The sequence below is a fragment of the Pantoea sp. USHLN256 genome (genome assembly GCF_037149875.1).
GTDB lineage: Bacteria > Pseudomonadota > Gammaproteobacteria > Enterobacterales > Enterobacteriaceae > Pantoea > Pantoea nemavictus.
The window spans coordinates 1-24,726 of sequence record NZ_JBBCQO010000009.1; the positions used below are offsets into that span (position 1 = coordinate 1).

The window sequence follows — 24,726 nt, forward strand, 5'->3', positions numbered from 1 at the left end:
GCTTTAGCGCGGTGGTCCCACCTGACCCCATGCCGAACTCAGAAGTGAAACGCCGTAGCGCCGATGGTAGTGTGGGGTCTCCCCATGCGAGAGTAGGGAACTGCCAGGCATCAAACACAGAAGCCCTGAACGAAAGTTCAGGGCTTTTTTGTATGCGTAAACCCTTAAGCTGCCATCCAAAAGAAGCCCTTTGCGCGTTTCAAATTAAAGATATAAAAAAGCCTCTGCGGTAAAGCAGAGGCCATTTTCAACATAACTGACTGAATATTAGTGAATAACTTGCGAAAGGAAGGCTCGCGTACGTTCTGATCTCGGATTAGCGAAGAACTCCTGCGGCGGCGCCTCTTCGACTATTTCACCGCGGTCCATAAAGATCACGCGATCCGCCACGGTGCGCGCAAAACCCATTTCATGGGTTACGCACAGCATGGTCATGCCATCTTCTGCCAGGCCAATCATCGTATCGAGCACTTCCTTTACCATCTCTGGGTCGAGCGCTGATGTCGGCTCATCAAACAGCATAATTTTCGGCTTCATACAGAGTGAACGGGCGATTGCCACGCGCTGCTGCTGGCCACCAGAAAGTTGGCCAGGAAACTTATGCGCATGTTCAGCAATCCGCACTCGCTGCAAGTAATGCATAGCTAACTCTTCCGCTTCTTTCTTCGGCATTTTACGCACCCAAATCGGCGCCAGCGTACAGTTTTGCAGTACGGTAAGATGCGGGAAAAGATTGAAATGCTGGAATACCATGCCTACTTCAGTACGAACACGCTCAATATTGCGCACATCGTGATTAAGATGAATGCCATCAACCACGATGCGCCCTTGCTGATGCTCTTCCAGATGGTTGATGCAGCGAATAGTAGTGGATTTACCGGAACCCGATGGGCCGCACAGTACGATACGCTCGCGTGGTTTCACCTTTAAATTGATGTCTTTCAGTACGTGGAATTGGCCATACCATTTATTCACGTTTTCGAGTGTAATCATCATGGCATCAGCCGCATTAGTCATAGTTTGTGTCATGTTAAACCTCAGTGCGATGCACGCCCGGTGTGAAAACGCTTCTCCAGATACTGGCTATAGCGCGACATGCTAAAACAGAAAATCCAGTAAACCATGGCAGCAAAAACATAGCCTTCTGTCGACATACCCAACCATGTTGGGTCAACGGTGGCTTGCTGCACGCTACTGAAGAGATCGAATAAGCCGATGATGATCACCAGGCTGGTATCTTTAAACAGCGCAATAATGGTGTTCACCAGGCCGGGAATGGTGAGCTTGAGCGCCTGCGGTAAAATCACTAGCGCCTGTGTTTTCCAATATCCCAATGACAGCGACTCGGCTGCTTCGTATTGACCTTTCGGCAGTGCCTGCAAACCGCCGCGCACCACTTCCGCGACATAAGCCGACTGGAATAGGATTACGCCGACCAGCGCCCGTACCAACTTGTCGATGGTGGTACCTTCTGCCATAAACAGCGGCAGCATGACTGACGACATAAACAGCACGGTAATCAGCGGCACGCCGCGCCAGAACTCAATGAAGATGACCGATAGCGTACGCACCACCGGCATCTCTGAACGGCGTCCTAACGCCAGCAGAATGCCCAGCGGCAGTGCGCCGGCAATCCCCACTGAAGCGATAATCAGCGTTAACGTCAGACCGCCCCATTGGCGAGTTTCAACACGCTCTAAACCGAAGTATCCGCCGTACATCAGGAACCAAACTACGATCGGATATACCACAGCCCAGCAGGCGATATAACGGCCGCGGCGTGGCATCGCTTTGATAAACATCGGGATAATGGAGAGTAAACCGATGATTAGCGAAAGATTGATGCGCCAGCGCAACTCATGCGGATAGAGCCCATACATAAACTGGCCAAAGCGCGCATGGATGAACACCCAACAAGCGCCTTCTTTAGTGCAGTCTGCGCGCGTGTCGCCAATCCAGTTGGCTTGAAAAACCAGCCAGTTCAATGCCGGTGGGATCACGTTCCAAATCAGCCAGATGCTGAACAACGTCAGGAGTGTGTTCAGCCAGCTGGAGAACAGATTTTTCCGTGCCCATAGCCAAGCCTTACTGAGTGGATTGGTTGGGATCGGCGGTGTTTCGTGTGTGGTAACAGACATAATGATCCCGTTCTCTTAACGCTCAACCAGCGCAATTTTGCGATTGTAGAGGTTCATCAGCAGTGAAATGATCAGACTGATAATCAGGTAGACCGCCATGGTGATCGCGATGGTTTCTATCGCCTGGCCGGTTTGATTCAGCACGGTGCCGGCAAACAGCGAGACCATGTCTGGATAACCGATAGCTGCCGCCAGGGAGGAGTTTTTCACGATATTGAGATACTGACTGGTGAGTGGTGGAATAATCACACGCATCGCCTGCGGAATAATCACCTGACGCATCGTCACTGGATTAGGTAAACCGAGCGAACGTGCAGCCTCACTTTGACCATGCGGTACTGATTGAATACCCGAGCGAATCACTTCAGCGATAAACGATGAGGTATAGACCGACAGCGCAAGCGTTAAGGCAGCGAGCTCAGGAATCATCACGAAACCACCGCGGAAGTTAAATCCACGCAGCTCCGGCACATCCCAGTGCATAGCAACACCAAACAAGGTATGGGCAATCAGCGGCAGCAAAATTACCAGCCCTACCGCAGCGGGCCAGGTGCGGCGCAGCTGGCCAGTTTTTAGCTGATGCTTGCGGTTATAACGAAATAACGCCACGCAACCGAGCACCGCAATAGCCAGTGCAATCACAAAGGGCCAGGTACCCGGCGCATATTCCGGCCAAGGGATATATAAGCCACGATTACTGACAAACGCCAGATCAAAGGCGTTCAGCGCCTGACGCGGCCCGGGCAGGTTACGCAGCACCGCAAAGTACCAAAAGAAGATTTGCAGCAGCGGCGGGATATTACGGAAGGTCTCAATATAAATAGTTGAGAGCTTACGCAGCAGCCAGTTTTCTGACAAACGCGCCAGACCGATAGCAAAGCCAAGAATTGAGGCAAACACAATACAGAGCGCAGAAACCAGCAAGGTGTTGGTTAACCCCACCATAAACACGCGCGCGTAGGTGTCTCCTTCGGTGTAATCGATCAGGTGCTGGACAATGCCGAAGCCGGCACTGCGATCAAGAAACCCGAATCCGGACGTGATGCCACGATTGGCCAGGTTGATTACGGTGTTATGGATTAAATATCCCACCACAGCAAGCACGGCAACAATCGCGACGATCTGGTAAAGCCAGGCGCGAACCGTAGGATTACCGAACGAAAAATCCCTCTTTACGGTTGGGCGTTGCGACATGTTAAAACCTCAGTGAAGATTACGCGTGGGCACCGCAGGATGCGGTGCCCGACTGGCAGGACGAAATTAACGCACTGGTGGAGCGTACTGGATGCCGCCCTGATTCCAGAGCGCATTCTGGCCGCGTTTGATTTTCAGCGCGCTATCTTTACCGACGTTACGGTCGAATACTTCCTGATAGTTACCCACTTGTTTGATGATGCTGTAAGCCCACTTGTTATCGAGCTTCAGGTCTTTACCGAAGTCACCTTCCGCGCCCAACAGATGTGCCATATCCGGTGTAGTTGGCTTCGCCACCATGTCATCGACATTTTTAGAGCTGATACCCATCTCTTCCGCGTTCAGCATGGCGTACAGTGACCATTTGACGATGGTGAACCAATCATCATCACCGCGGCGTACTACCGGGCCCAGCGGCTCTTTAGAGATCACTTCCGGCAGCACGATGAACTCATCTGGTTTGCCGAGCTTAATGCGCAGCGCATACAGCTGTGATTGGTCGGAAGCGAGGGTGTCACAACGACCGCTGTCGAGTGCCTTGGCGGATTCGTCAGAACGGTCAAAGGTCACTGGCGTGTACTGCATTTTATGGGTCTTAAAGTAGTCAGCCACGTTCAGCTCAGTATCGGTACCGGCCTGAATACACACGGTGGCGCCATCCAGCTCTTTAGCGCTTTTTAAACCGGCTTTCTGGTGAGTCAGGAAGCCGATGCCGTCGTAATAGTTCACGCCAGCAAACAGGAAGCCCATGCCGCCATCGCGCGACGACGTCCAGGTGGTGTTGCGTGACAGGATGTCCACTTCGCCCGACTGCAACGCGGTGAAGCGCTCTTTAGCGGTGAGCGGGGTGTATTTCACTTTGGTTGCGTCGCCAAATACAGCAGCAGCGGCAGCGCGGCACACATCCACGTCGATACCCGTGAATTTGCCGTTGGAGTCAGCATAAGAGAAGCCTGGCAGGCCATCGCTGATGCCGCACTGTACAAAACCTTTCTTCTTAATGGCATCCAATGTGGTGCCGGCGTGCGCTTGTTGAGCAACAGCTAACAGCGAGGCTGCAGCGACCAGAGTGGAAAGCATCATCTTTTTCATAAAGCATCCTGTGTGGCGATATCGTGTGTTGTTATGTTTGCGCGCACTTTAATGTGCACTTTTTTATGTCTGTGGTGGTTAGCCATCCACAACTCTGCAAACCTGATGCCAGGTTTGCAGAATCCTGAATTCTCTGGAAAGATCTTTTAATAAACTGAAGCACTCAGAAGATTCTGGCTAATATGGCGCACCAAAAGGCAGCATGACGAGACGACACGATCACAAATAGTGCAAAAAGTTTCACTATATGGAAGCAGTGTGAGCTAACGCTCATGAGTGGATGTATGACTTTACACGCTTACGGCTGAAGCGGTTGATGATCACAGAGATAGCGGCTTGAGGTCGGGTGGATGGATTAATATCTGAGTAACTGAAGAAAGAGAATAAGGTGCTAAGTAGGGCTAAATATCACTGATGCAATTGCAACTATCGTTACCATTATCGCGACAATTGTTTCATGCGTTGCTACCGCTACGGAACTAAAAGCATAAAAACAAAAACGCCAGCCGCAGGGCTGGCGTTATCGCAGCAACGAACGAATTAGTTCATGCCGTATTTTTTCAGCTTCTTACGCAGGGTACCGCGGTTGATACCCATCATCAGAGCTGCACGGGTCTGGTTGCCACGGGTGTACTGCATCACCATGTCCAACAGAGGCTGCTCGACTTCTGCCAATACCAGCTCATACAGGTCACTAACGTCCTGACCGTTCAGTTGAGCAAAATAGTTCTTCAGTGACTGTTTAACCGAATCACGCAGTGGCTTTTGAGTCACCTGATCCTGAGAGTTAACGGTAGAAACGGTGAGTACGTCAGAATTTACGCGTTGTTCGAACATAGTTCTTTCAGCTCTTTATTTCGTTTACGCAAGATTTTCGAAGTATGCCTCCAACGCCTCCAGCTGTTCGCTGGCATCCTCTATGGCGTTGAATGTGCGCCGAAACTGGTCATCAGGAGCACTTTCCTGCAAATACCAGGAAACGTGTTTTCGGGCAATACGGTATCCTTTGCGCTGACCGTAAAAGTCGTGCAGCTCCCGTATATGTCCAATCAGCATTTGCTTCACTTCAGCCAGCGGCTTCGGTGCCAGCAGCTCCCCTGTGTCCAGATAATGCTGGATTTCCCGGAAGATCCACGGTCTTCCCTGAGCGGCACGGCCAACCATAAGAGCATCGGCTCCGGTATAGTCGAGCACCGCTCTGGCTTTATGCGGGTCAGTAATGTCGCCATTCGCGATAATCGGAATGGAAACACTCTGCTTAACTGTCCGAATGCTATCGTATTCAGCAAACCCCTCAAACAAACAGGCGCGCGTGCGGCCATGAATGGTGAGAGCCTGAATGCCACAGCGTTCAGCCAATTGGGCAATCTCTACACAATTACGATTTTCTTTGTCCCAGCCGGTGCGAATCTTCAGCGTAACCGGTACATCAACTGCGTTAACGACCGCGGTGAGAATCGACTCCACCAGTTGCGGATGTTGCAGCAGCGCAGAACCTGCCATCTTGCGATTCACTTTTTTGGCCGGGCAGCCCATGTTGATATCGATAACCTGCGCGCCAGACGCCACATTAATGCGCGCGGCAGCAGCCATCTCATCAGGATCGCAACCGGCAATTTGCACGGCACGAATACCAGGCTCGTCACTATGCACCATACGCAAACGGGATTTGTCACTGGCCCAAACTTCCGGGTTAGATGACAGCATCTCGGAGACAGTCATACCGGCGCCGTTCTCATAACACAGGGTGCGAAATGGCTTATCGGATACTCCGGCCATAGGCGCAGCAATGAGTCGATTACGTAGCTGATGATGTCCAATGCGCATGAAAAAGAAGTGACCCTAACTGTTCGCAAGGCGGCGTATATTACGCATTTTTTAAAGAAGATGAAAGGCCAAACTTTGAACAATTCGCCGTTAAACAACACGGGAAATGGCTCAAAGGTGTGGGTGATGGATAATATTCTATATAATTCAGTTGGTTAAAAAAATATGATGAAATTGTGTACAAAAATTTTTCTCAAAACATGAGCTAAATCACAACATAAAAACCGCCACATCTGGTAATTAGCCAGAGAAATGACGGCAATATGATTATTAAATGTACTAATTGAGCTTAAACTAAAAGTCCTGATTAACTTTATCAAGCAATAATCGCGAACGAAAATTATGCCTTTTGGTTATTACCTGAAAGCGCCGAACCGGCCAACCACCGCTGGCCGGTCGGTGAGTTAGCGACGCACGCCTGTGATACGGCACCACTCTTCTTTCTCAGCTACCGGATCTAAGTCGAAACGATCTACGTAGGCTTCACACACACCTTCCGCCTGGCTCGCTAACACGCCCGATAGCCCAAGATGGCCACCGGCTTTAGGCAGCACGCTAATCAGTGGCGCCAGTTCGCGCAGCGGACCTGCAAGAATGTTGGCGACCACCACATCTGCCTGCAGGTTTTCCGGCTGCTGGTGCGGCAGATACAGCGCTAAGCGCTCGGACACGCCATTACGTTCGGCGTTATCACGGCTAGCCTGAATCGCCTGGGGATCGATATCAATACCGATGGCTTGTGCGGCACCCAATTTCAGCGCGGCGATGGCGAGAATGCCGGATCCACAGCCAAAGTCGATCACCGTTTTACCCTGCAGATCCAGCCCGTCGAGCCAGGTTAAGCACAGCGATGTGGTGGGATGGGTGCCCGTACCGAACGCGAGGCCTGGATCCAGCATCACGTTAACGGCGTGTGGATCGGGCACGTCGCGCCAGCTTGGACAGATCCATAGACGCTCGCCGAAACGCATCGGATGGAAGTTATCCATCCATTCGCGCTCCCAATCTTTATCCTCGATCTGTTCGATCTTATGGCGAAAAGCCGATCCCAGCAGAGGATGCTGGCTGAGCTCTGCTACCACGTCGCGCATCTCGGTTTCGGCGTCAAACAGGCCAATCACGTCGGTATCGCCCCATAAAAGCGTTTCACCGGGCAGCGGCTCATAAACCGGATTGTCGTGGGTATCCTGGAAAGTCACCGACACGGCACCCACATCCATCATCGCATCGCTTAGGGTCTCGGCATTGGCGCCGGTGCTATTAATTTTGATTTGAATCCAAGGCATCGCGTTTCTCTTTATTCCAGTGTCGCAGCCTGCGTTGCAGGCGTGCGACCAAACAGATTGCCTACCAGGAAGGCCAGCAGGCTTAAGGTCAATGACGGAACGATCGGGTGGAATCCCCACCATTCAATATTCAGGCTGGCCAGCAGCGTATAGCATCCGGCGCCGACCAACATGCCGCTGATTGCGCCGGTAGAATTGGCACGTTCCCAGTATAAACCCAGCACCAGCGGCCACAGGAATACGGCTTCCAGGCCACCAAAGGCCAGCAGGTTTAACCAGATAATCATGTCGGGTGGATTCCACGCGGCTAGCAGCAGCAACACGCCGAGCACGAAGGTGATGGTGCCCGACAACATGCGCAGGCGCGCCTCATTTTCACTGTGCTGCGGCGCGATACGCAGATAGAGATCTTTGATCAGCGTAGCGGAGGATTGCAGCAGCTGCGCGTTAATGGTCGACATAATGGCCGCCATGGGTGCCGCAAGAAATACGCCCGCCGCCATCGGCGGTAATACCGTGATCATCAACGTGGGAATCACACGATCGGGAATGGTCAGATCCGGCAGGATGACCCGACCCAGCGCGCCGGCCAGATGCATGCCGAACATCAGAATCACCACGACGATAGTGCCGAGCACGATACCGCGATGCATGGCTTTGCTGTCTTTATACGAAATACAGCGCACGGCGGTATGCGGCAGGCCAATCACGCCAAAACACACCAGCACCGCAAAGGAGCTCAGGAAGGTGGGGTTGATGACATTACCCACACCTTCCGGTGACGTCAGCTGCGGATCGATAGTGTGCAATTTGGTTACCGCAGACGCCAATCCGCCGGCATGGTGGATCACCGCGAACAGCAGTAAGAAAGTGCCGATCAGCATCACCAGCCCTTGCATGGCGTCGTTTAACACGCTGGCGCGGAAGCCGCCGAAAGCGGTGTAGAGCGCGATGGTGCCGCCGAAAATCAGCAGGCCGGTATCGTAAGGAATGCCCGCCGCCGTCTCAAGCAGGCGCGCGCCGCCGATGAACTGCACGGTCATGGCACCGATAAAGGCAACTAACAGACTAATGCTGGAGAGCCAGATCAGCAGCGTGCTGCCATAGCGTCCATACAACATATCGTTAAGCGTGACGGCATTGTAGCGGCGCGCCAGAATCGCGAATTTCTTCCCTAACACGCCCAGGGAGAGCCAGACGGCCGGTACCTGAATCATCGCCAGCAGCACCCATCCAAGGCCATATTTATAGGCCGCACCAGGGCCGCCAATAAACGAGCTGGCGCTGATATAGGTAGTGGTGATGGTCATGGCCAGCACAAAGCCGCCCATCGAACGGCTCCCAAGGAAGTATTCACTGAGGAAGTTGCCCTGACGCTGTTTGCGCATGGCAAACACCGACAGCGCGGCAATCAGCACCAGGTAGGCTAATAGCGGAAGTATGATTTCAGAGTCCATCGTTATCCTCCAGCGACATGTCGCGGAATAGCACGCGCACCATCAGCCAGCACAACACAATGAACAGCAGCGGCGCGAACACACACGAAAGCTCAAACCAGCGTGGTAAGCCAAACAAGCCGATCTCATTGCCGCCCAGCCAGGCAGAAAGTCCCCATACGGCGAGGTAGGCCAGCGTCAGATAAAATGACCAACGCGCCTCTTTGTTCGCTTGCAAAAAACGCCAATCCATTATGTAACCTCAAAGGCAACAAAAATGAAAAAGGCCGGAGTTAACCGGCCTCTGTTTTGCTCTGCGCTGCAATTACTTCTCTTGCAGGCCGAGTTTCTTCTCCAGATAGTGGATGTTAGTCCCACCTTGCTGGAAGTTTTCGTCGGACATGATTTTCATCTGCAGCTCAATGTTGGTCTTGATGCCATCGATGATCAGTTCCGCCAGCGCATTCTTCATGCGCGAGATTGCCACGTCACGATTTTCACCATAGGTAATCAGCTTACCAATCATGGAATCGTAGTACGGTGGCACGCTGTAACCGGCATAGATATGCGATTCCCAACGCACGCCAAAACCGCCTGGCGCGTGGAAACGGGTGATCTTGCCCGGGCTTGGCAGGAAGGTGTTAGGATCTTCGGCGTTGATACGGCATTCCACCGCATGGCCGCGAATAATCACGTCTTCCTGTTTAATTGACAGCGGCTGACCAGCAGCGATGCGCAACTGCTCTTTGATCAGATCCACGCCGGTGATCATCTCGGTTACCGGATGCTCAACCTGAATACGGGTGTTCATCTCGATGAAGTAGAACTCACCGTTTTCGTACAGGAACTCGAAGGTACCCGCACCGCGATAGCCAATGTCGATACAGGCTTTGGAGCAGCGCTCGCCGATGTAGCGACGCAGTTCCGGCGTGATGCCTGGCGCTGGTGCTTCTTCGACAACTTTCTGGTGACGTCGCTGCATAGAGCAGTCACGTTCGGCCAGATAGATGGCATTACCCTGGCCATCGGCCAGTACCTGAATCTCGATGTGGCGTGGGTTCTCGAGGTATTTCTCCATGTACACCATGTCGTTGTTGAAAGCCGCTTTGGCTTCCGCTTTCGTCATGTTGATGGATTGCTCAAGATCCTTGTCGCTGCGCACGACGCGCATACCGCGACCGCCGCCGCCGCCGGAGGCTTTAATGATCACCGGATAACCGATGCGCTTGGCGAAGGCACGGTTTTTTTCCATGTCGTCGGTCAGCGAGCCGTCAGAGCCTGGTACGGTTGGCACGCCGGCTTTCTTCATGGCGGTGATAGCTGACACTTTGTCGCCCATCAGGCGAATGGTGTCGGCTTTCGGGCCGATGAAGATAAAGCCTGAGCGCTCAACCTGCTCGGCGAAATCGGCGTTCTCAGAGAGGAAGCCGTAACCCGGGTGGATGGCAACCGCGCCGGTAATTTCGGCGGCGGAAATCAGTGCCGGGATGTTCAGATAGCTTTTGACCGAAGGTGGCGGGCCGATGCAGACAGTTTCGTCCGCCAGCAGCACGTGCTTCAGGTCACGGTCCGCGGTGGAGTGCACAGCAACAGTCTTGATACCCAGCTCTTTACAGGCACGCAGAATGCGCAGCGCGATCTCACCACGGTTAGCAATGACAATTTTATCCAGCATGCTTCGCCTCGTTATTCGATGATGACCAGCGGCTCGTCAAATTCAACCGGTTGGCCGCTTTCGACCAGGATTGCCTTCACAACGCCGGATTTGTCGGCTTCGATCTGGTTCATCATTTTCATCGCTTCAACGATGCACAGCGTGTCGCCGGCGTTCACTTTCTGGCCGACTTCAATGAAGGCTTTCGCGTCCGGGCTTGGGGTGCGATAGAAGGTGCCAACCATCGGTGAACGCACGATGTGGCCACTGATTTCTGGTTTAGCGGCTTCTGCTGCAACCGGTGCCGCAGGAGCAACGGCGGTCGCCAGCGCAGGCTGCTGCATCATTGGTGCAGCGTACGCCTGCTGCATCATCGGGTAGCCGGCATTTGCAGGTGAACGGCTGATACGAACGGACTCTTCGCCCTCGGAGATTTCCAGCTCGGAGATGCCAGACTCTTCAACCAGTTCGATCAGTTTCTTAATTTTACGAATATCCATGAGTGTGGTTCCGTACTCTGTTTAATTGGAATGTGACAGGCGTTTTACTGCCGTTTGTAAAGCCCAAGAGTATCCATCAGCGCCAAGTCCACAGATGACGCCGGCAGATACATCGGAAAGATAGGAGTGATGTCGGAACGGCTCGCGTGCATGCACATTTGAGAGATGCACCTCTATAAAAGGAATGCTAACCGCCAACAGGGCATCACGCAGTGCAACGCTGGTATGCGTGAACGCAGCAGGATTGATGATGATGTAATCCACATTGCCGCGGGCTTCGTGAATACGGTCGATCAATTGAAACTCTGCGTTCGATTGCAAATGACTCAATTTCACATGGTGCTGATCGGCCTGTTGCGTCAGATCGCCGACAATTTGTGCCAGCGTGGTGTGACCATATTTATCAGGCTCGCGCGTTCCCAGTAAATTCAGATTGGGACCGTTCAAAAGCAGTATGTGAAATTTGTGCGCCATCTTGCTGCTATCTCCTGCAATCAGTAAGGCATCGCGTAAAATACCGCGACGTCTTGCATTTGTCACCCTTGCGGATGAAAAAGAAGACGTGGCTTGCAATAAAGCCGGGCATTATATCCGTTTCGTCGCCATTCGCAGCAAAATACTGGTCTTATCTGCGAAGTTGATCGGATGTGGCCCGAAGGCCACACGTTTTAACAGATCTCGCGGGAGGAACACAACCTTGCGGGGATTATCTCTGCAGAAGTTTACGCAACTTATTGTAACGGCACGCTAACAGCCCAATCGCCAGTACTGCGTAGATCACGGGCTGCGGTGACAGCACTTTCACTGACCATAAATAGTGAATTGGCGCGAGGATCGCCACAAGATAGATGCCATTGTGCAGCGTTTGCCAGCGACGGCCCAGTTTGCGCTGCATACGCTGGAATGAGGTGATGGCGAGGGCGCAAAGAGTGATCCAGCTGATCATTCCCAGTAACAGATAAGGACGCGAAATGATCTCACTGCCCAGTAAACCGAGATGATCGTAACCTAGCTCCAGCAGATAATAGCTGGTGAGATGCAAGCTCGCCCAGGCGAAACACCACACGCCGAGCAGGCGGCGGGTACGAATCAGCAGCGGCTGTTTAAGATAGCGGGTCAGCGGAGTGACCAGCAGCGTGGCTAATAGCAACTTTAGCGCCATTCTGCCGGTAAAATGCTGGATATCTTTCGCCGGATCGGCGCTGAGCCAACCCTGGCTCGCCGCCATAAAGAGATAGACGAACGGCAGGAAAGCCGCCAGATGCAGCACGACTTTTAGGCCGGTGATGTGGCGTAAAGAGAGGCGCACTCAATAGTTCTCCCGTAAATCCAGGCCACGATACAGTGAAGCCACTTCTTTGGCGTAGCCGTTAAACAGCAGCGTAGGTTGGCGATCCACCTTAAGAATGCCGCCCGCACCGATGAAACGTTCGGTGGCTTGCGACCAACGCGGATGATTCACATGTGGGTTCACGTTGGCGTAGAAGCCGTACTCATTGGCGGCGATCTGGCTCCAGGTGGTTGGCGGGCGATCGTGCGTTAGGGTGATCTTCACAATCGATTTAATGCCTTTAAAGCCGTATTTCCACGGCACCGTCAGGCGAATGGGTGCGCCATTTTGGGGTGGCAGCGCTTTGCCATACACGCCGGTACTCAGCAGCGTCAGCGGATGCATCGCTTCATCAAGGCGCAAACCTTCAACGTAGGGATAATCCAGCCCACCGCCGATAAAGCGATCTTTCTGACCCGGCATTTGGTCTGGCGCGTACAGCGTTTCGAATGCGACATAGCGCGCATTGCTGGTGGGTTCCACCAGCTTCAGTAGCTTGTTCAGTTCAAAACCAACCCATGGAATGACCATCGACCAGGCTTCGACGCAGCGCATGCGATAAATGCGCTGTTCCATCGCAAAACGCTTGAAGATGTCATCCATATCCAGCGTCATTGGTTTGGCGACTTCACCCTCAATGCGCAACTGCCATGGATCGGTTTTCAGTGTTCCGGCGTTGGCAGCAGGATCGGCTTTATCCAGACCAAATTCATAGAAGTTGTTGTAGCCGGAAACCTTATCAAAGGGCGTAAGCGGCAAATCCGCCTGCCATTCGGCCGGTTTAGTAAAATCTAACTCTCTACCTGCAGGCGCGGGCGGGCGGTTATTGCCTTTAAACCAGCTCAGTACATCGGCCTGCGCCGTTCCCGGCAAGCTGGCTGCGGCTGCGCCTAATCCTAACGCTTTCAACACCTGGCGGCGGCGCATATTAAAGACGCTTTCTGGCGTGACGTCGGCTTCTGTCAGCAAGTGCTTCAGGTTCATGACGTGCTCCTGTAAATAGTAAATTAGCGTTAGCATGCGCAACTTCAGCTTCGGGCGCGAACCTGGCGGAAAAAATGTGAAATTTCCTGGCCAAATCCTCCTTTTGAGAATAGGACGAAAAAGCCCACGTCAAAGTCGGGCGATCATCGTTTGACGCTATACTCGCGCCGTAGCGCTTATTAAGTTTTGCAGGGTGCGATTTTGATGTCAGTCTGGCGCTGAATCACACCATGATATGTGCTATTTTGCTCAGGTTTGCGCCAATGCTAAAACTGGCGTCGACGGATTAACACCGTTCATAACCGCAGTGATGCAGGCACAGGGATGCGATTAACAACTAAATTTTCTGCGTTTATTACCTTTTTAAGCTTACTGGCAATGTTATTAATGCTGGTTGGCTGCGTTTTTAGTTTTATCTGGCTGTCGCAGCAGCGGGTGGAAACACGGATGCAAACGCTGGCAACCGAAGTGGATAAAGCGCTTGCTACACAATCGCCGCAGGAGATGACGCAGTGGCTGACGCGCATGATGCCCGTGGTCAACGCCGAACAAATGCAATTGATCAATGGCGATACGGTAGTGTTCAGTTTAGCCCGCCACGAAAATCCAATGTTAGAAGATGAGCCCAATCGCTTTGTTCAGTTCGATTTGCCGCTGACGCACTCGCCAGGGCTTGAGCTGCGCGTAGTGGTGCTCGATCCCGCTAAAACCTGGTTTCGTTCCTTTACGGGGGCTTATACGCTGATCGTGCTGCTCACCGTCGTGGCCATCATGTCTGCGCTGCTGGTGATGACCCATCGCTGGCTTAATCGCCGCTGGCAGAATATGGAACTGCTAGAAGCGCGTGCCGATCGTATTTTGGCGGGTGAACGCGTTCCGCGCAGCGACAATGCCGCTGAGTGGCCGCCAAAAGCCAGCCGCGCAATCGATACGCTGCTGGGAGATTTACGCGAAGCGGGTGAGCAGCGTTTACGCATCGATACCTTAATTCGTACCTTTGCCGCACAGGATTCACGCACCGGTCTGAATAATCGCTTGTTCTTCGATAACCAGCTCGCGACGTTGCTGGAGGATCAGGAGGATGTCGGTACGCACGGCGTAGTCATGATGGTGCGTCTACCCGATCTCGACACGCTGCACGAAACGCTCGGTCCGACGCTGGTGGAAGAGTATCTGTTTGACCTGATTAATATGTTATCGACCTTTGTGCTGCGCTATCCGGGTGCTTTGCTGGCGCGTTATTTCCGCAGTGATTTCGCTGTACTGCTACCGCACCGCACCTTAAAAGAAGCCAACAGCATAGCCGATCAGTTGATTAATGCCGTCGATTCGCTACCGCCAATGCGCATGGTTGATCGCGATGACCTGATTCACATCGGCATCAGCGCGTGGCGCAGCGGACAAAGCGTGTCGCAGGTGATGGAAAATGTCGAGATGGCAACGCGCCGCGCGGCTTTGCAGGGCGGCAATAGCTGGTCGGTTGGCGAAGGTAATACGCTCGATATGGGACGTGGCAGCGTGCGCTGGCGTACATTGCTCGAGAATACCCTGAACCGCGGTGGCCCGCGTTTGTACCAAAAACCGGCGGTGCTGCTGGATGGGAAAGTCCATCATCGTGAAATGCTGGCGCGGGTGTTCGATGGCGATAAAGAAGTGGTTTCGGCGGAATTCATGCCCTTAGTGTTACAGCTTGGCATGACGGATAACTGGGATCGCCAGCTTGTTACACGTATCGCCGCGCTGTCTGAAGTGTGGCCGGATGAAACGCTGGCACTACCGGTGAATATTGATTCCCTGCTGCAGCGGCCCTTCCAGCGTTGGCTGCAGAAACTGCTGCTGCAGTGCAGCAAATCGCAAAGAAAACGTTTTTTATTTGAACTTGCTGAGGCTGACGTTTGTCAACACCTCAACCGTTTAGAGCCGGTTTTCCATATGTTAACCACATTTGGCTGCCGCATTGCGGTGGATCAGGCGGGTTTGACGGTGGTGAGCAGCGCTTACATCAAGCAATTCCCGATTGAGGTGATCAAGCTTGCGCCGGGTTTAGTGCGAAATATTGAACGACGTACTGAAAATCAGCTGTTTGTGCAGAGTTTGCTGGAAGTATGTAAATCTTCCTCGACGCAGGTTTTTGCCGCGGGCGTGCGCACACGCGCAGAGTGGCAAACGCTGTCGGGATTGGGTGTTTCGGGCGGGCAGGGCGATTTCTTTGCGCCATCGTTGCCGGTCAATAGTAATGTGAAGAAACACTCACAACGTTATCGAATTTAAACCTTCAGCTCGAGAAAAGCAGGCTGAGGTCTGTTTTTAACTTATTTGTGCCGGAGCGCGCGATCCTGGCGGCTGGAAATGTTAGATTTTATGTCGAAATTGCCCCGTTAACGCCGGGTAAATTTAGGTTAAAACGGCGTGTTAACGCCATTTAACAGCGGCGTAAGGCGAGACTATCAGGCCAAAAAATTATTCAGCGTATTTTTTCACCGAAGCAGAACGTTTTTGCGCCTTGTAGCGGCTTCGCGTGGTTGGTAAAGTAGGCGGATTTTATTTTCCGCCCCCAGCTTGCAGGATTATCCCTTAGTATGTTTAAAAAATTTCGTGGCATGTTTTCCAATGACTTGTCCATTGACCTGGGTACCGCGAATACCCTGATTTACGTAAAAGGACAAGGCATCGTGTTGAACGAGCCTTCTGTGGTTGCCATTCGTCAGGATCGTGCCGGCTCCCCAAAGAGCGTAGCGGCTGTCGGTCATGACGCTAAGCAGATGCTTGGCCGTACGCCGGGCAACATCGCTGCTATCCGTCCTATGAAAGATGGCGTTATCGCTGACTTCTTCGTTACTGAAAAAATGCTTCAGCACTTTATCAAACAAGTGCACAGCAACAGCTTTATGCGTCCAAGCCCACGCGTGCTGGTCTGCGTACCGGTGGGTGCGACCCAGGTTGAGCGTCGTGCCATCCGTGAATCTGCGCAGGGCGCAGGCGCACGTGAAGTCTTCCTGATCGAAGAACCTATGGCCGCAGCGATTGGTGCTGGCTTGCCGGTTTCAGAAGCGACCGGTTCAATGGTGGTTGATATCGGTGGTGGTACCACTGAAGTGGCGGTGATCTCGCTGAACGGCGTGGTTTACTCCTCTTCTGTACGTATTGGTGGTGACCGCTTCGATGAAGCTATCATTAATTATGTGCGCCGCAACTACGGTTCACTGATCGGTGAAGCAACGGCTGAACGTATCAAGCATGGCATTGGCTCTGCCTACCCGGGTGACGAAGTGCACGAGATTGAAGTGCGCGGTCGTAATCTGGCTGAGGGTGTTCCGCGTGGCTTTACGCTGAACTCCAATGAGATTCTTGAAGCGCTGCAGGAACCGCTGACCGGCATCGTGAGTGCGGTGATGGTTGCGCTGGAACAGTGCCCGCCGGAACTGGCTTCTGACATCTCCGAGCGCGGTATGGTACTGACCGGTGGTGGCGCCTTGCTGCGTAACCTCGATCGTCTGCTGATGGAAGAGACCGGAATTCCGGTGGTTGTCGCAGAAGATCCGCTGACTTGCGTAGCGCGCGGTGGTGGTAAAGCGTTGGAAATGATCGACATGCATGGCGGCGATTTGTTCAGCGAGGAGTAACTCCTCACCGGCTGAGGCCCTGGTCAAATTGCGCAGGGAATAGCGCCTATACCCAAAGTCATTCAAACGCATCTGAAGTTTGAAGGACGAGGGATATATGCTGACGCTGCTGCTCCTGCGCACCACGGCGAGATGCGTCCAGCCCTGGAGGCGTTGGCGATTTAGGCTAACGCTTCTTCCCTGATGTCGAGGAACACGCAGAATTTATGAAGCCGATTTTTAGCAGGGGACCTTCCCTGCAGTTGCGCCTCTTTCTGGCAGTCATCGTAGCTATCGCGATTATTATCGCTGATAGCCGCGTGAGCTCCTTTTCCCAGATCCGCAACTACCTGGACACGTCGGTCAGTCCATTTTACTTTTTGGCCAACGGCCCAAGACAGCTGCTTGATGGCGTTTCCGAAACGCTGGCATCACGTCAGCAGCTGGAGCTGGAAAATAAAGCACTGCGCCGTGAGCTCTTCCTGAAGAACAGCGACTTGCTGATGCTGGGGCAATATAAGCAGGAAAACGCGCGTCTGCGTGAACTGCTCGGCTCGCCGCTGCGCCAGGATGAGCACAAGATGGTGACTCAGGTTATTTCAACCGGAACCGATCCTTATACCGACCAGGTGGTTATCGATAAAGGCAGCGTAAACGGTGTTTACGAAGGTCAGCCGGTGATTAGCGATAAAGGTGTGGTAGGGCAGGTCGTTGCGGTCGGTCAGGTGACCAGCCGCGTCTTGTTGATTTGCGATGCCTCGCATGCGTTGCCGATTCAGGTTCTGCGTAATGATATTCGTGTGATTGCGGCTGGCAACGGTTGTAGCGAAGATCTGCAGCTTGAGCATCTGCCGGGCAACACGGATATTCGTGTGGGCGATGTGCTGGTGACTTCCGGCCTTGGCGGACGTTTCCCGGAAGGTTATCCGGTCGGCGTGGTCTCCTCGGTTAAAGTCGATACACAGCGTGCTTACACGGTGATTCAGGCGCGTCCGGCTGCAGGTCTGCAGCGTCTGCGCTATTTGCTGTTGTTGTGGGGCGCGGATCGCAATGGCGAAACGCCGATGGCGCCAGATGAAGTACATCGCGTTGCCAATGAACGTCTGATGCAGATGATGCCGCAGGTTCTGCCGCCAGCAGGCGAAATGGGCCCGCCGGCACCGGACATGATGCAACCCGCGCAGCAAATGGGGCCGCCGCAGCCGGCTAACAGCAGTCGTTCGCAAGGGAATTCTGCGAACACACGCGGAGGCCAGCCTTGAGTCGATATCGCAGCCAGGGCCGATGGGTTATCTGGCTGTCCTTTCTGATTGCCCTCATCCTGCAAATCATGCCCTGGCCGGAACAAATCTTTATGTTCCGGCCTTCATGGCTATTGCTGATCCTCATTTACTGGGTGCTGGCGCTACCGCATCGGGTGAATGTCGGCACGGGTTTCTTCCTGGGTGCGATCATGGATCTGGTGGCAGGTTCAACGCTGGGCGTGCGTGCTCTGGCGTTTAGCATCATCGCGTATCTGGTGGCCTTTAAATTTCAGTTATTCCGAAACTTAGCGTTGTGGCAGCAGGCATTAATGGTTATGGTGCTGTCCCTTGCGGTGGATGTGATTGTTTTCTGGGCAGAATTCCTGGTGATCAACGTCTCTTTCCGGCCAGAGATCTTCTGGAGTAGCGTGGTCGACGGCATCCTTTGGCCCTGGCTATTCTTATTGATGAGAAAGATTCGCCGTCAATTCGCTGTTCAGTAAGGAATACTATGATTAGCCTGTACCTCGCGTCTGGTTCACCGCGTCGCCGTGAGCTGTTAACGCAGCTTGGTCTGCAATTTGAACGCCTGATCACCCACGTAGAAGAGCAGCGTCAGCCAGAAGAAGCGGCTGAAGCCTACGTGCGTCGTCTGGCGTCTGATAAGGCGCGCGCGGGAGTCGCGGTAGCACCACAGGATCTGCCGGTTCTCGGTGCCGATACCATTGTGGTACTAAACGGTGAAGTACTGGAAAAACCGTGCGATGCCGCCCACGCCGCCGAGATGCTGAGCAAGCTGTCTGGACAAACTCATCAGGTGATGACCGCCGTGGCACTGGCCGATACGCAGCGCGAGCTGGATTGCCTGGTGACCACCGACGTGACATTCCGCAAGATGTCGGCGCAAGAAATTTCGCACTATATCGCCAGCGGCGAGCCGATGGATAAAGCCGGCGCGTACGGAATTCAGGGCCTTGGCGGCAATTTTGTCCGCAAGATTAATGGAAGCTATCACGCTGTAGTGGGATTGCCGCTGGTTGAGACCGGCGAGCTGCTGAGTCATTTTCAGTCACTGCGCGCGTTAAGGGGACAAGATGACGGCTGAACTGCTGGTAAATGTGACACCTTCGGAAACGCGTGTTGCTTATATTGATGGCGGCATTCTGCAGGAAATCCACATTGAGCGCGAAGCACGACGCGGCATTGTGGGCAATATCTATAAAGGACGCGTCAGTCGCGTCTTGCCGGGCATGCAGGCGGCCTTTGTCGATATCGGCATGGATAAAGCCGCCTTCCTGCACGCCTCTGACATCATGCCGCACACCGAATGCGTGGCGGGTGATGAGAAGAAAAATTTTGTGGTGCGCGACATCGGTGAACTGGTGCGTCCTGGCCAGGATTTGATGGTGCAGGTGGTAAAAGATCCGTTGGGCACCAAAGGCGCGCGCCTTACCACCGACATTACTTTACCTTCGCGCTATCTGGTGTTTATGCCGGGCGCCTCGCACGTTGGCGTGTCACAGCGTATTGAGAGTGAAGCGGAGCGTGAACGCCTGAAAGCGGTGGTTGCAGCTTACTGTGACGATCTCGGTGGTTTTATTATTCGTACCGCCGCAGAAGGTATTGGTTCTGAAGAGCTGGCGCAGGATGCTGCGTTCCTCAAGCGTTTGTGGACCAAAGTCAGCGAACGTAAAAAGCGCAATCAGACGCGCTGCCTACTGTACGGTGAGCTGGCGTTAGCACAGCGCGTGCTGCGTGATTTCGCTGGCGCGGCGCTGGATCGCATTCGCGTGGACTCGCGCCTGACCTGCGATTTGCTGGTGGAATTCACCAGTGAATATATTCCGGAAATGGCCAGCAAGCTGGAACTGTACAGCGGCAAACAGCCGATTTTTGATCTGTTCGATGTTGAGAACGAAATCCAGCGCTCGCTGGAGCGTAAGGTGGAGCTGAAGTCCGGCGGCTATTTGATCATCGATCAAACCGAAGCGATGACCACGGTAGATATCAACACCGGCGCGTTTGTCGGACACCGCAACCTCGACGAAACTATTTTCAATACTAATATCGAAGCGACGCAAGCTATCGCGCGTCAGCTGCGGCTGCGCAATCTCGGCGGCATTATCATTATCGATTTCATCGACATGAGTAATGATGAACACCGTCGTCGCGTGCTGCATTCGCTGGAAAGCGCGCTGAGCAAAGATCGGGTGAAAACCGGCATTAACGGATTCTCGGCGCTGGGTTTGGTGGAAATGACGCGTAAACGTACGCGTGAAAGCATTGAGCATGTGCTGTGTGCCGATTGCCCGGTGTGCAAAGGGCGCGGCACGTTAAAAACGGTTGAAACCGTCTGTTATGAGATCATGCGTGAAATTGTGCGCGTGCATCACGCCTACGATTCCGACCGCTTCCTGGTGTACGTTTCACCTGCAGTGGGCGATGCTCTGAAGGGTGAAGAGTCACATGCGCTGGCGGAAGTGGAGATCTTCGTCGGCAAACAGGTCAAAGTTCATGTTGAACCGCTCTATACCCAAGAGCAGTTTGACGTCGTCATGATGTGATCGTGAGGTTCAGCTCCGTAAGCCAACGGACAGCAAGGAGAGGTGTGTGAGGCGGTTGCCGAGGATTTTGTTACTGCTGCTCGCCGCAATCATCGTTATTGTGGCGCTGCTGGTCAGCGGGTTGCGCCTCGTGATGCCGCACCTCAACCATTATCGCAGCGATATTCTGCAGACGATCTCGCGCGTCAGCGGCGTCAAAGTGGACGCCAGCGAGCTGCAGGGTAAATGGGAGAATTTTGGCCCCACGCTGCAGGTGCGTAACCTTAACGTTTCGATGCAGGAGGATGGTCAACTGACCATCGGCCGCGTCAATCTGGCGCTCAACGTCTGGCAATCGCTGTTGCACTGGCGCTGGCAATTCCGCGATCTCACCTTCTGGCAACTGCGCCTCGAAACCAATCACCCGTTGCTCACCAGCGACGAACAGAAAAACAGCTTCAAACCAGCACAAATCAACGATCTATTTTTGCGTCAGTTCGACCACTTCGATCTGCGTGATAGCAGCATTCGCTTTCTTACTCCGTCCGGCCAACACGCCGAACTGGCGATTCCGCGCCTCACCTGGTTAAACGAAAATACCCGTCACCGCGCCGAAGGTGAAGTGAGCCTCTCCAGCTTTACCGGGCAGCATGGCGTGGTGCAGGTACGGCTCGATCTCAACGATAACAACGGCTTGCTTAGCGATGGTCGCATCTGGATGCAGGCCGATGATGTTGATGTGCGGCCGTGGATTGGCCCATGGCTACGCGATAATACCAGCCTCGAAAGCGCGCGTTTCAGCCTCGCCGCATGGGTGAATTTGCGCGATGGCGACGTCTACGCCGGCGATCTGCTGCTGCGGAAAGGCGGGGCGCGCTGGCGCGGCGAGCAGGGCGATCATCAGCTGCAGGTCGATGGTTTAACTGCACATATGTCGCGTTTCCAGAACGGCTGGAGCCTTACCGTACCGCAAACCCGTTTGAGCACCGACGGCATCGCATGGGCGCCGGGACATTTTTCACTGCTGTGGAAACCGGAAGATAAGCAAATGCTCGGTGCCAACAGTGCGCCGGAAGTACGCGTACGTGCTACGCAACTTGATTTAGAACGTTTGGCGCCGATCCTTCCGCTGTTTGCCCCGCTTTCACCGACCTTGCTGGACAACTGGCGTTCGCTGCAACCGCGTGGCCACATCGACGCGCTGGCGCTGGATATTCCACTGCAGCAGCCAGACCAGACGCGCCTGCAGGCGAAATGGCGCGATCTCGCCTGGCAACAGTGGGAACTGCTGCCGGGCATCAGTAACCTCAGCGGTAGCGCCAGCGGCAGCTTGAACAATGGCTTGCTGGATGTGGCGATGGGCCAGGCCGAAGTGCCGTACGGTGATATGTTCCAGGCGCCGCTGCAGATTAAGCAGATCACCGGTCAGCTTAACTGGTTGCGCGATGCCAATGGCTTGACGCTGGATGGACATCAGCTTGATGTGCAGGCGCGTTCGCTGTGGGCGCACGGTGATTTCCGCTACCAGCAAAATCTTGGCAAGGCGCCGCGCCTTGATATTCTCGCCGGGATTCGCGTCACCGATGCCGGCGATGCCTGGCGCTATTTCCCACAACAGCTGATGGGGCACGATCTCACGCACTATCTTAGTGATGCGATTAAAGGCGGGCAGGTAGATAACGCCACGCTGCTGTTTGCCGGCGATCCCTCGCTGTTCCCGTTCAAGCACAATGACGGCATGTTTGAAGTCTGGGTGCCGCTGCGCAACTCCACCTTCCAGTTCCAGCCCGGCTGGCCGGCATTGGAAAACCTCGACATCAATCTCGACTTCCTCAACAACGGTTTGTGGATGAAGGCGGAGAAGACCAAACTCGGCGAAGTGGATGCACGTAACGTCAGCGCGGTAATTCCGGATTACCTGAAAGAGAAGCTGATCGTTGATGGCGATATCAGCGGTGAAGGCAAACAGATCGCTGACTATTTCGAGCAAACCCCGCTGAAACCGACACTCGGCGCAGCGCTGGAGCAGTTGCAGATAGGCGGCAATGTGCGCGGCTCGCTGAATCTCGACATCCCGCTGGATGGCGAACAGGTGCACGCCAGCGGCAATGTGGTGATGAACAACAACACTCTGCACATCAAGCCTTTAAATACCACGCTCAATAACCTCACCGGCCGGTTCCGTTACAACAACGGTAATCTGGAAAGTGAAGAGATGCAGGCGAACTGGTTCGGTCAGCCGACGGGCATTAGCTTCAGTACACAGGAAAATCCAGACGATTTCGGCGTTAACGTTAAGCTGCTGGGGGATTGGCAGCCAGGTAAACTGAAAATGTTGCCGCAAGCGATGGCTCGCCAACTGGGCGGAAGTTTGCCGTGGCAGGGGAATGTCGATATTACGCTGCCGCATAAAGGTGGCGCAAGTTACAAGGTTGAACTGAAAGGCGATGGCAAAACAGTAAGCAGTCACTTACCTGCGCCGCTGGATAAACCAGCCGGTGAAGCGATGCCGATTACCATCAACGCCAACGGTGATTTAAAAGGCTTTACCTTGAGCGGCAGCGTGCGCGACCAGCATCGTTTCAACAGTCGCTGGATTCTGGAGCCACAGCTGCGCGTTGATCGCGGTATCTGGCTGAACGATGCGAAAACGACGCCGAAACTGCCGGAAAAACGTGGCATGGAGCTGAATCTTCCTGCGCTGGATGGTGAAGCCTGGATGGGAATGCTGGCTGGTTCGGGCGGCTCACGCAACGCGCAGGGCGAACCTGAAGTGGGCGGCGCGCTGCTGCCGGGCGATTTCATTATCCGCACGCCAGCGTTGACGCTCGGCGGTCAGCAATGGCATGACGTTAATGCCACCGTTACTCAGGGCCCAAGTGGCAACACGCGTTTGCAGCTGGAGAGCCGTGAAGCACGCGGTAGTTTGCAGACGGCGCAGCATGCCCCCTGGCAGATCGACCTAAGCTATCTTTACTACAATCCTGAATGGGCCGACAAAACCGACGATAAATCCTCGCCGTTTAGCGGTGGCAGCAGCAACATCAATTTCAGCAGCTGGCCCGCATTGCAGCTTAATTGTGATGAGTGCTGGCTGCGTGGGCAGAAGTTTGGCCACATGCAGGCGAAGCTGCAGCCACAGGGAGATACGTTAGCACTTACTAACGGGTCAATCGACTCCGGCAGCTCGAAGCTCAATGTGGCGGGCGAATGGGTGAATAAACCCGGTAATCAGCGCACCTCGTTGAAGGGCAGCCTGAGCGGCGAGAATATCAATGACGCCGCCAACTGGTTCGGCATGAACACGCCGCTGCGCGATGCACCGTTTAAACTCGATTACGACCTGCATTGGCGTTCTGCACCCTGGCAGCCTTCGGAACAGACGCTGAGCGGCACGCTGAAAACCCACTTTGGCAAAGGACAGATCGCCGATGTGAATACCGGTCGCGCCGGGCAGCTGCTGCGTCTGTTTAGCTTCGATGCCTTGCTGCGTAAGCTGCGTTTCGATTTCAGCGATACCTTTAACGACGGCTTCTATTTTGATTCCATCAACGGCACCGCGTGGATTGAAAACGGCGTGATGCGCACCGATAACCTGCTGGTGGATGGTCTGGAAGCGGATATCGCCATGAAGGGCAACATTGATTTAGTGAAGCGTCAGATTGATATGGAAGCGGTGGTCGCACCGGAAATCTCCGCTTCGGTCGGTGTGGCAACCGCCTTCGTCATCAACCCGGTGGTTGGCGCCGCGGTGTTTGCCGCCAGTAAAGTATTGGGGCCGCTGTGGAACAAGATTTCACTGCTGCGTTACCACATCAGCGGGCCGCTGGATAAGCCGGAAATCAACGAAGTACTGCGCAAACCGCGCGAAGACGAGAAGAAGTGAATTTGACGCC

Annotated in this window: 21 protein-coding genes and 1 rRNA gene; 8 read left to right on the plus strand and 14 right to left on the minus strand. The window is 53.9% G+C overall.

Annotated features, from left to right (window positions below; all coding sequences use genetic code 11):
* Positions 1-109, plus strand: a 5S ribosomal RNA gene (rrf, locus tag WFL93_RS18805); the annotation flags it as partial.
* 158 nt (positions 110-267) lie between these two features.
* Here the strand turns inward: rrf and WFL93_RS18810 are convergent.
* The 14 genes from WFL93_RS18810 to msrP all read right to left on the minus strand — a co-directional run bounded on the left by WFL93_RS18810 (position 268) and on the right by msrP (position 13,441).
* Positions 268-1,029 carry an amino acid ABC transporter ATP-binding protein gene (locus tag WFL93_RS18810; protein ID WP_007891947.1) on the minus strand — a complete coding sequence of 254 codons (762 nt, stop codon included), beginning with the start codon at positions 1,027-1,029 and terminating at the stop codon, positions 268-270.
* Positions 1,030-1,037: 8 nt separating this feature from the next.
* On the minus strand, positions 1,038-2,138 hold the full coding sequence (locus tag WFL93_RS18815) for an amino acid ABC transporter permease (RefSeq protein ID WP_180822591.1): 1,101 nt from the start codon (positions 2,136-2,138) through the stop codon (positions 1,038-1,040).
* Positions 2,139-2,153: 15 nt separating this feature from the next.
* Positions 2,154-3,332 (minus strand): amino acid ABC transporter permease, encoded by a 1,179-nt coding sequence (locus WFL93_RS18820; protein ID WP_336778785.1) that lies wholly within the window; start codon positions 3,330-3,332, stop codon positions 2,154-2,156.
* Positions 3,333-3,398: 66 nt separating this feature from the next.
* A complete protein-coding gene (locus WFL93_RS18825; protein ID WP_336778786.1) occupies positions 3,399-4,424 on the minus strand; it encodes an amino acid ABC transporter substrate-binding protein in 1,026 nt (341 codons plus the stop codon).
* Positions 4,425-4,964: 540 nt separating this feature from the next.
* On the minus strand, positions 4,965-5,261 hold the full coding sequence (gene fis / locus WFL93_RS18830) for a DNA-binding transcriptional regulator Fis (RefSeq protein WP_007891954.1): 297 nt from the start codon (positions 5,259-5,261) through the stop codon (positions 4,965-4,967).
* Between the two features lie 24 nt (positions 5,262-5,285).
* The gene (gene dusB / locus WFL93_RS18835; RefSeq protein WP_007891958.1) at positions 5,286-6,251 is read right to left on the minus strand and encodes a tRNA dihydrouridine synthase DusB; all 966 of its coding nucleotides are present in this window, start codon (positions 6,249-6,251) and stop codon (positions 5,286-5,288) included.
* A gap of 404 nt (positions 6,252-6,655) precedes the next feature.
* A complete protein-coding gene (prmA, locus tag WFL93_RS18840; protein ID WP_336778787.1) occupies positions 6,656-7,537 on the minus strand; it encodes a 50S ribosomal protein L11 methyltransferase in 882 nt (293 codons plus the stop codon).
* Between the two features lie 11 nt (positions 7,538-7,548).
* A complete protein-coding gene (gene panF / locus WFL93_RS18845; protein ID WP_336778788.1) occupies positions 7,549-8,994 on the minus strand; it encodes a sodium/pantothenate symporter in 1,446 nt (481 codons plus the stop codon).
* Positions 8,984-9,226: a YhdT family protein gene (locus WFL93_RS18850; RefSeq protein ID WP_007891964.1), complete on the minus strand. Its 243-nt coding sequence runs from the start codon at positions 9,224-9,226 to the stop codon at positions 8,984-8,986. Before WFL93_RS18850 ends, panF begins: the two co-directional genes overlap by 11 nt.
* Positions 9,227-9,298: 72 nt before the next feature.
* Entirely contained in the window at positions 9,299-10,648 is a 1,350-nt protein-coding gene (accC, locus tag WFL93_RS18855; protein WP_007891966.1) for an acetyl-CoA carboxylase biotin carboxylase subunit, read from the minus strand.
* A gap of 11 nt (positions 10,649-10,659) precedes the next feature.
* On the minus strand, positions 10,660-11,127 hold the full coding sequence (gene accB / locus WFL93_RS18860) for an acetyl-CoA carboxylase biotin carboxyl carrier protein (protein WP_007891968.1): 468 nt from the start codon (positions 11,125-11,127) through the stop codon (positions 10,660-10,662).
* A 21-nt stretch (positions 11,128-11,148) separates the two neighbouring features.
* Complete coding sequence (aroQ, locus tag WFL93_RS18865) at positions 11,149-11,601, minus strand: type II 3-dehydroquinate dehydratase (RefSeq protein ID WP_007891972.1); 453 nt, start codon at positions 11,599-11,601, stop codon at positions 11,149-11,151.
* Between the two features lie 232 nt (positions 11,602-11,833).
* The gene (gene msrQ, locus WFL93_RS18870) at positions 11,834-12,436 is read right to left on the minus strand and encodes a protein-methionine-sulfoxide reductase heme-binding subunit MsrQ (RefSeq protein WP_336778789.1); all 603 of its coding nucleotides are present in this window, start codon (positions 12,434-12,436) and stop codon (positions 11,834-11,836) included.
* Positions 12,437-13,441, minus strand: coding sequence for a protein-methionine-sulfoxide reductase catalytic subunit MsrP (msrP, locus tag WFL93_RS18875; protein WP_007891974.1), 1,005 nt, complete (start codon positions 13,439-13,441; stop codon positions 12,437-12,439).
* A gap of 324 nt (positions 13,442-13,765) precedes the next feature.
* On the opposite strand from msrP, the gene csrD reads away from it, so the two are divergent.
* The 7 genes from csrD to yhdP all read left to right on the plus strand — a co-directional run bounded on the left by csrD (position 13,766) and on the right by yhdP (position 24,716).
* The gene (gene csrD / locus WFL93_RS18880; protein WP_336778790.1) at positions 13,766-15,712 is read left to right on the plus strand and encodes an RNase E specificity factor CsrD; all 1,947 of its coding nucleotides are present in this window, start codon (positions 13,766-13,768) and stop codon (positions 15,710-15,712) included.
* Between the two features lie 308 nt (positions 15,713-16,020).
* Positions 16,021-17,064, plus strand: a complete 1,044-nt coding sequence (mreB, locus tag WFL93_RS18885) for a rod shape-determining protein MreB (RefSeq protein ID WP_007891976.1) — start codon at positions 16,021-16,023, stop codon at positions 17,062-17,064.
* Positions 17,065-17,270: 206 nt separating this feature from the next.
* Complete coding sequence (gene mreC, locus WFL93_RS18890; RefSeq protein WP_007891977.1) at positions 17,271-18,305, plus strand: rod shape-determining protein MreC; 1,035 nt, start codon at positions 17,271-17,273, stop codon at positions 18,303-18,305.
* Positions 18,302-18,790, plus strand: a complete 489-nt coding sequence (gene mreD / locus WFL93_RS18895) for a rod shape-determining protein MreD (protein WP_007891978.1) — start codon at positions 18,302-18,304, stop codon at positions 18,788-18,790. The genes mreC and mreD overlap by 4 nt, the downstream gene beginning before the upstream one ends.
* Positions 18,791-18,798: 8 nt before the next feature.
* Complete coding sequence (locus tag WFL93_RS18900) at positions 18,799-19,392, plus strand: Maf family protein (protein ID WP_007891979.1); 594 nt, start codon at positions 18,799-18,801, stop codon at positions 19,390-19,392.
* Positions 19,382-20,851, plus strand: coding sequence for a ribonuclease G (rng, locus tag WFL93_RS18905; RefSeq protein WP_007891980.1), 1,470 nt, complete (start codon positions 19,382-19,384; stop codon positions 20,849-20,851). Before WFL93_RS18900 ends, rng begins: the two co-directional genes overlap by 11 nt.
* Positions 20,852-20,897: 46 nt before the next feature.
* Complete coding sequence (gene yhdP / locus WFL93_RS18910) at positions 20,898-24,716, plus strand: AsmA2 domain-containing protein YhdP (protein WP_336778791.1); 3,819 nt, start codon at positions 20,898-20,900, stop codon at positions 24,714-24,716.
* Positions 24,717-24,726: the final 10 nt, after the last annotated feature.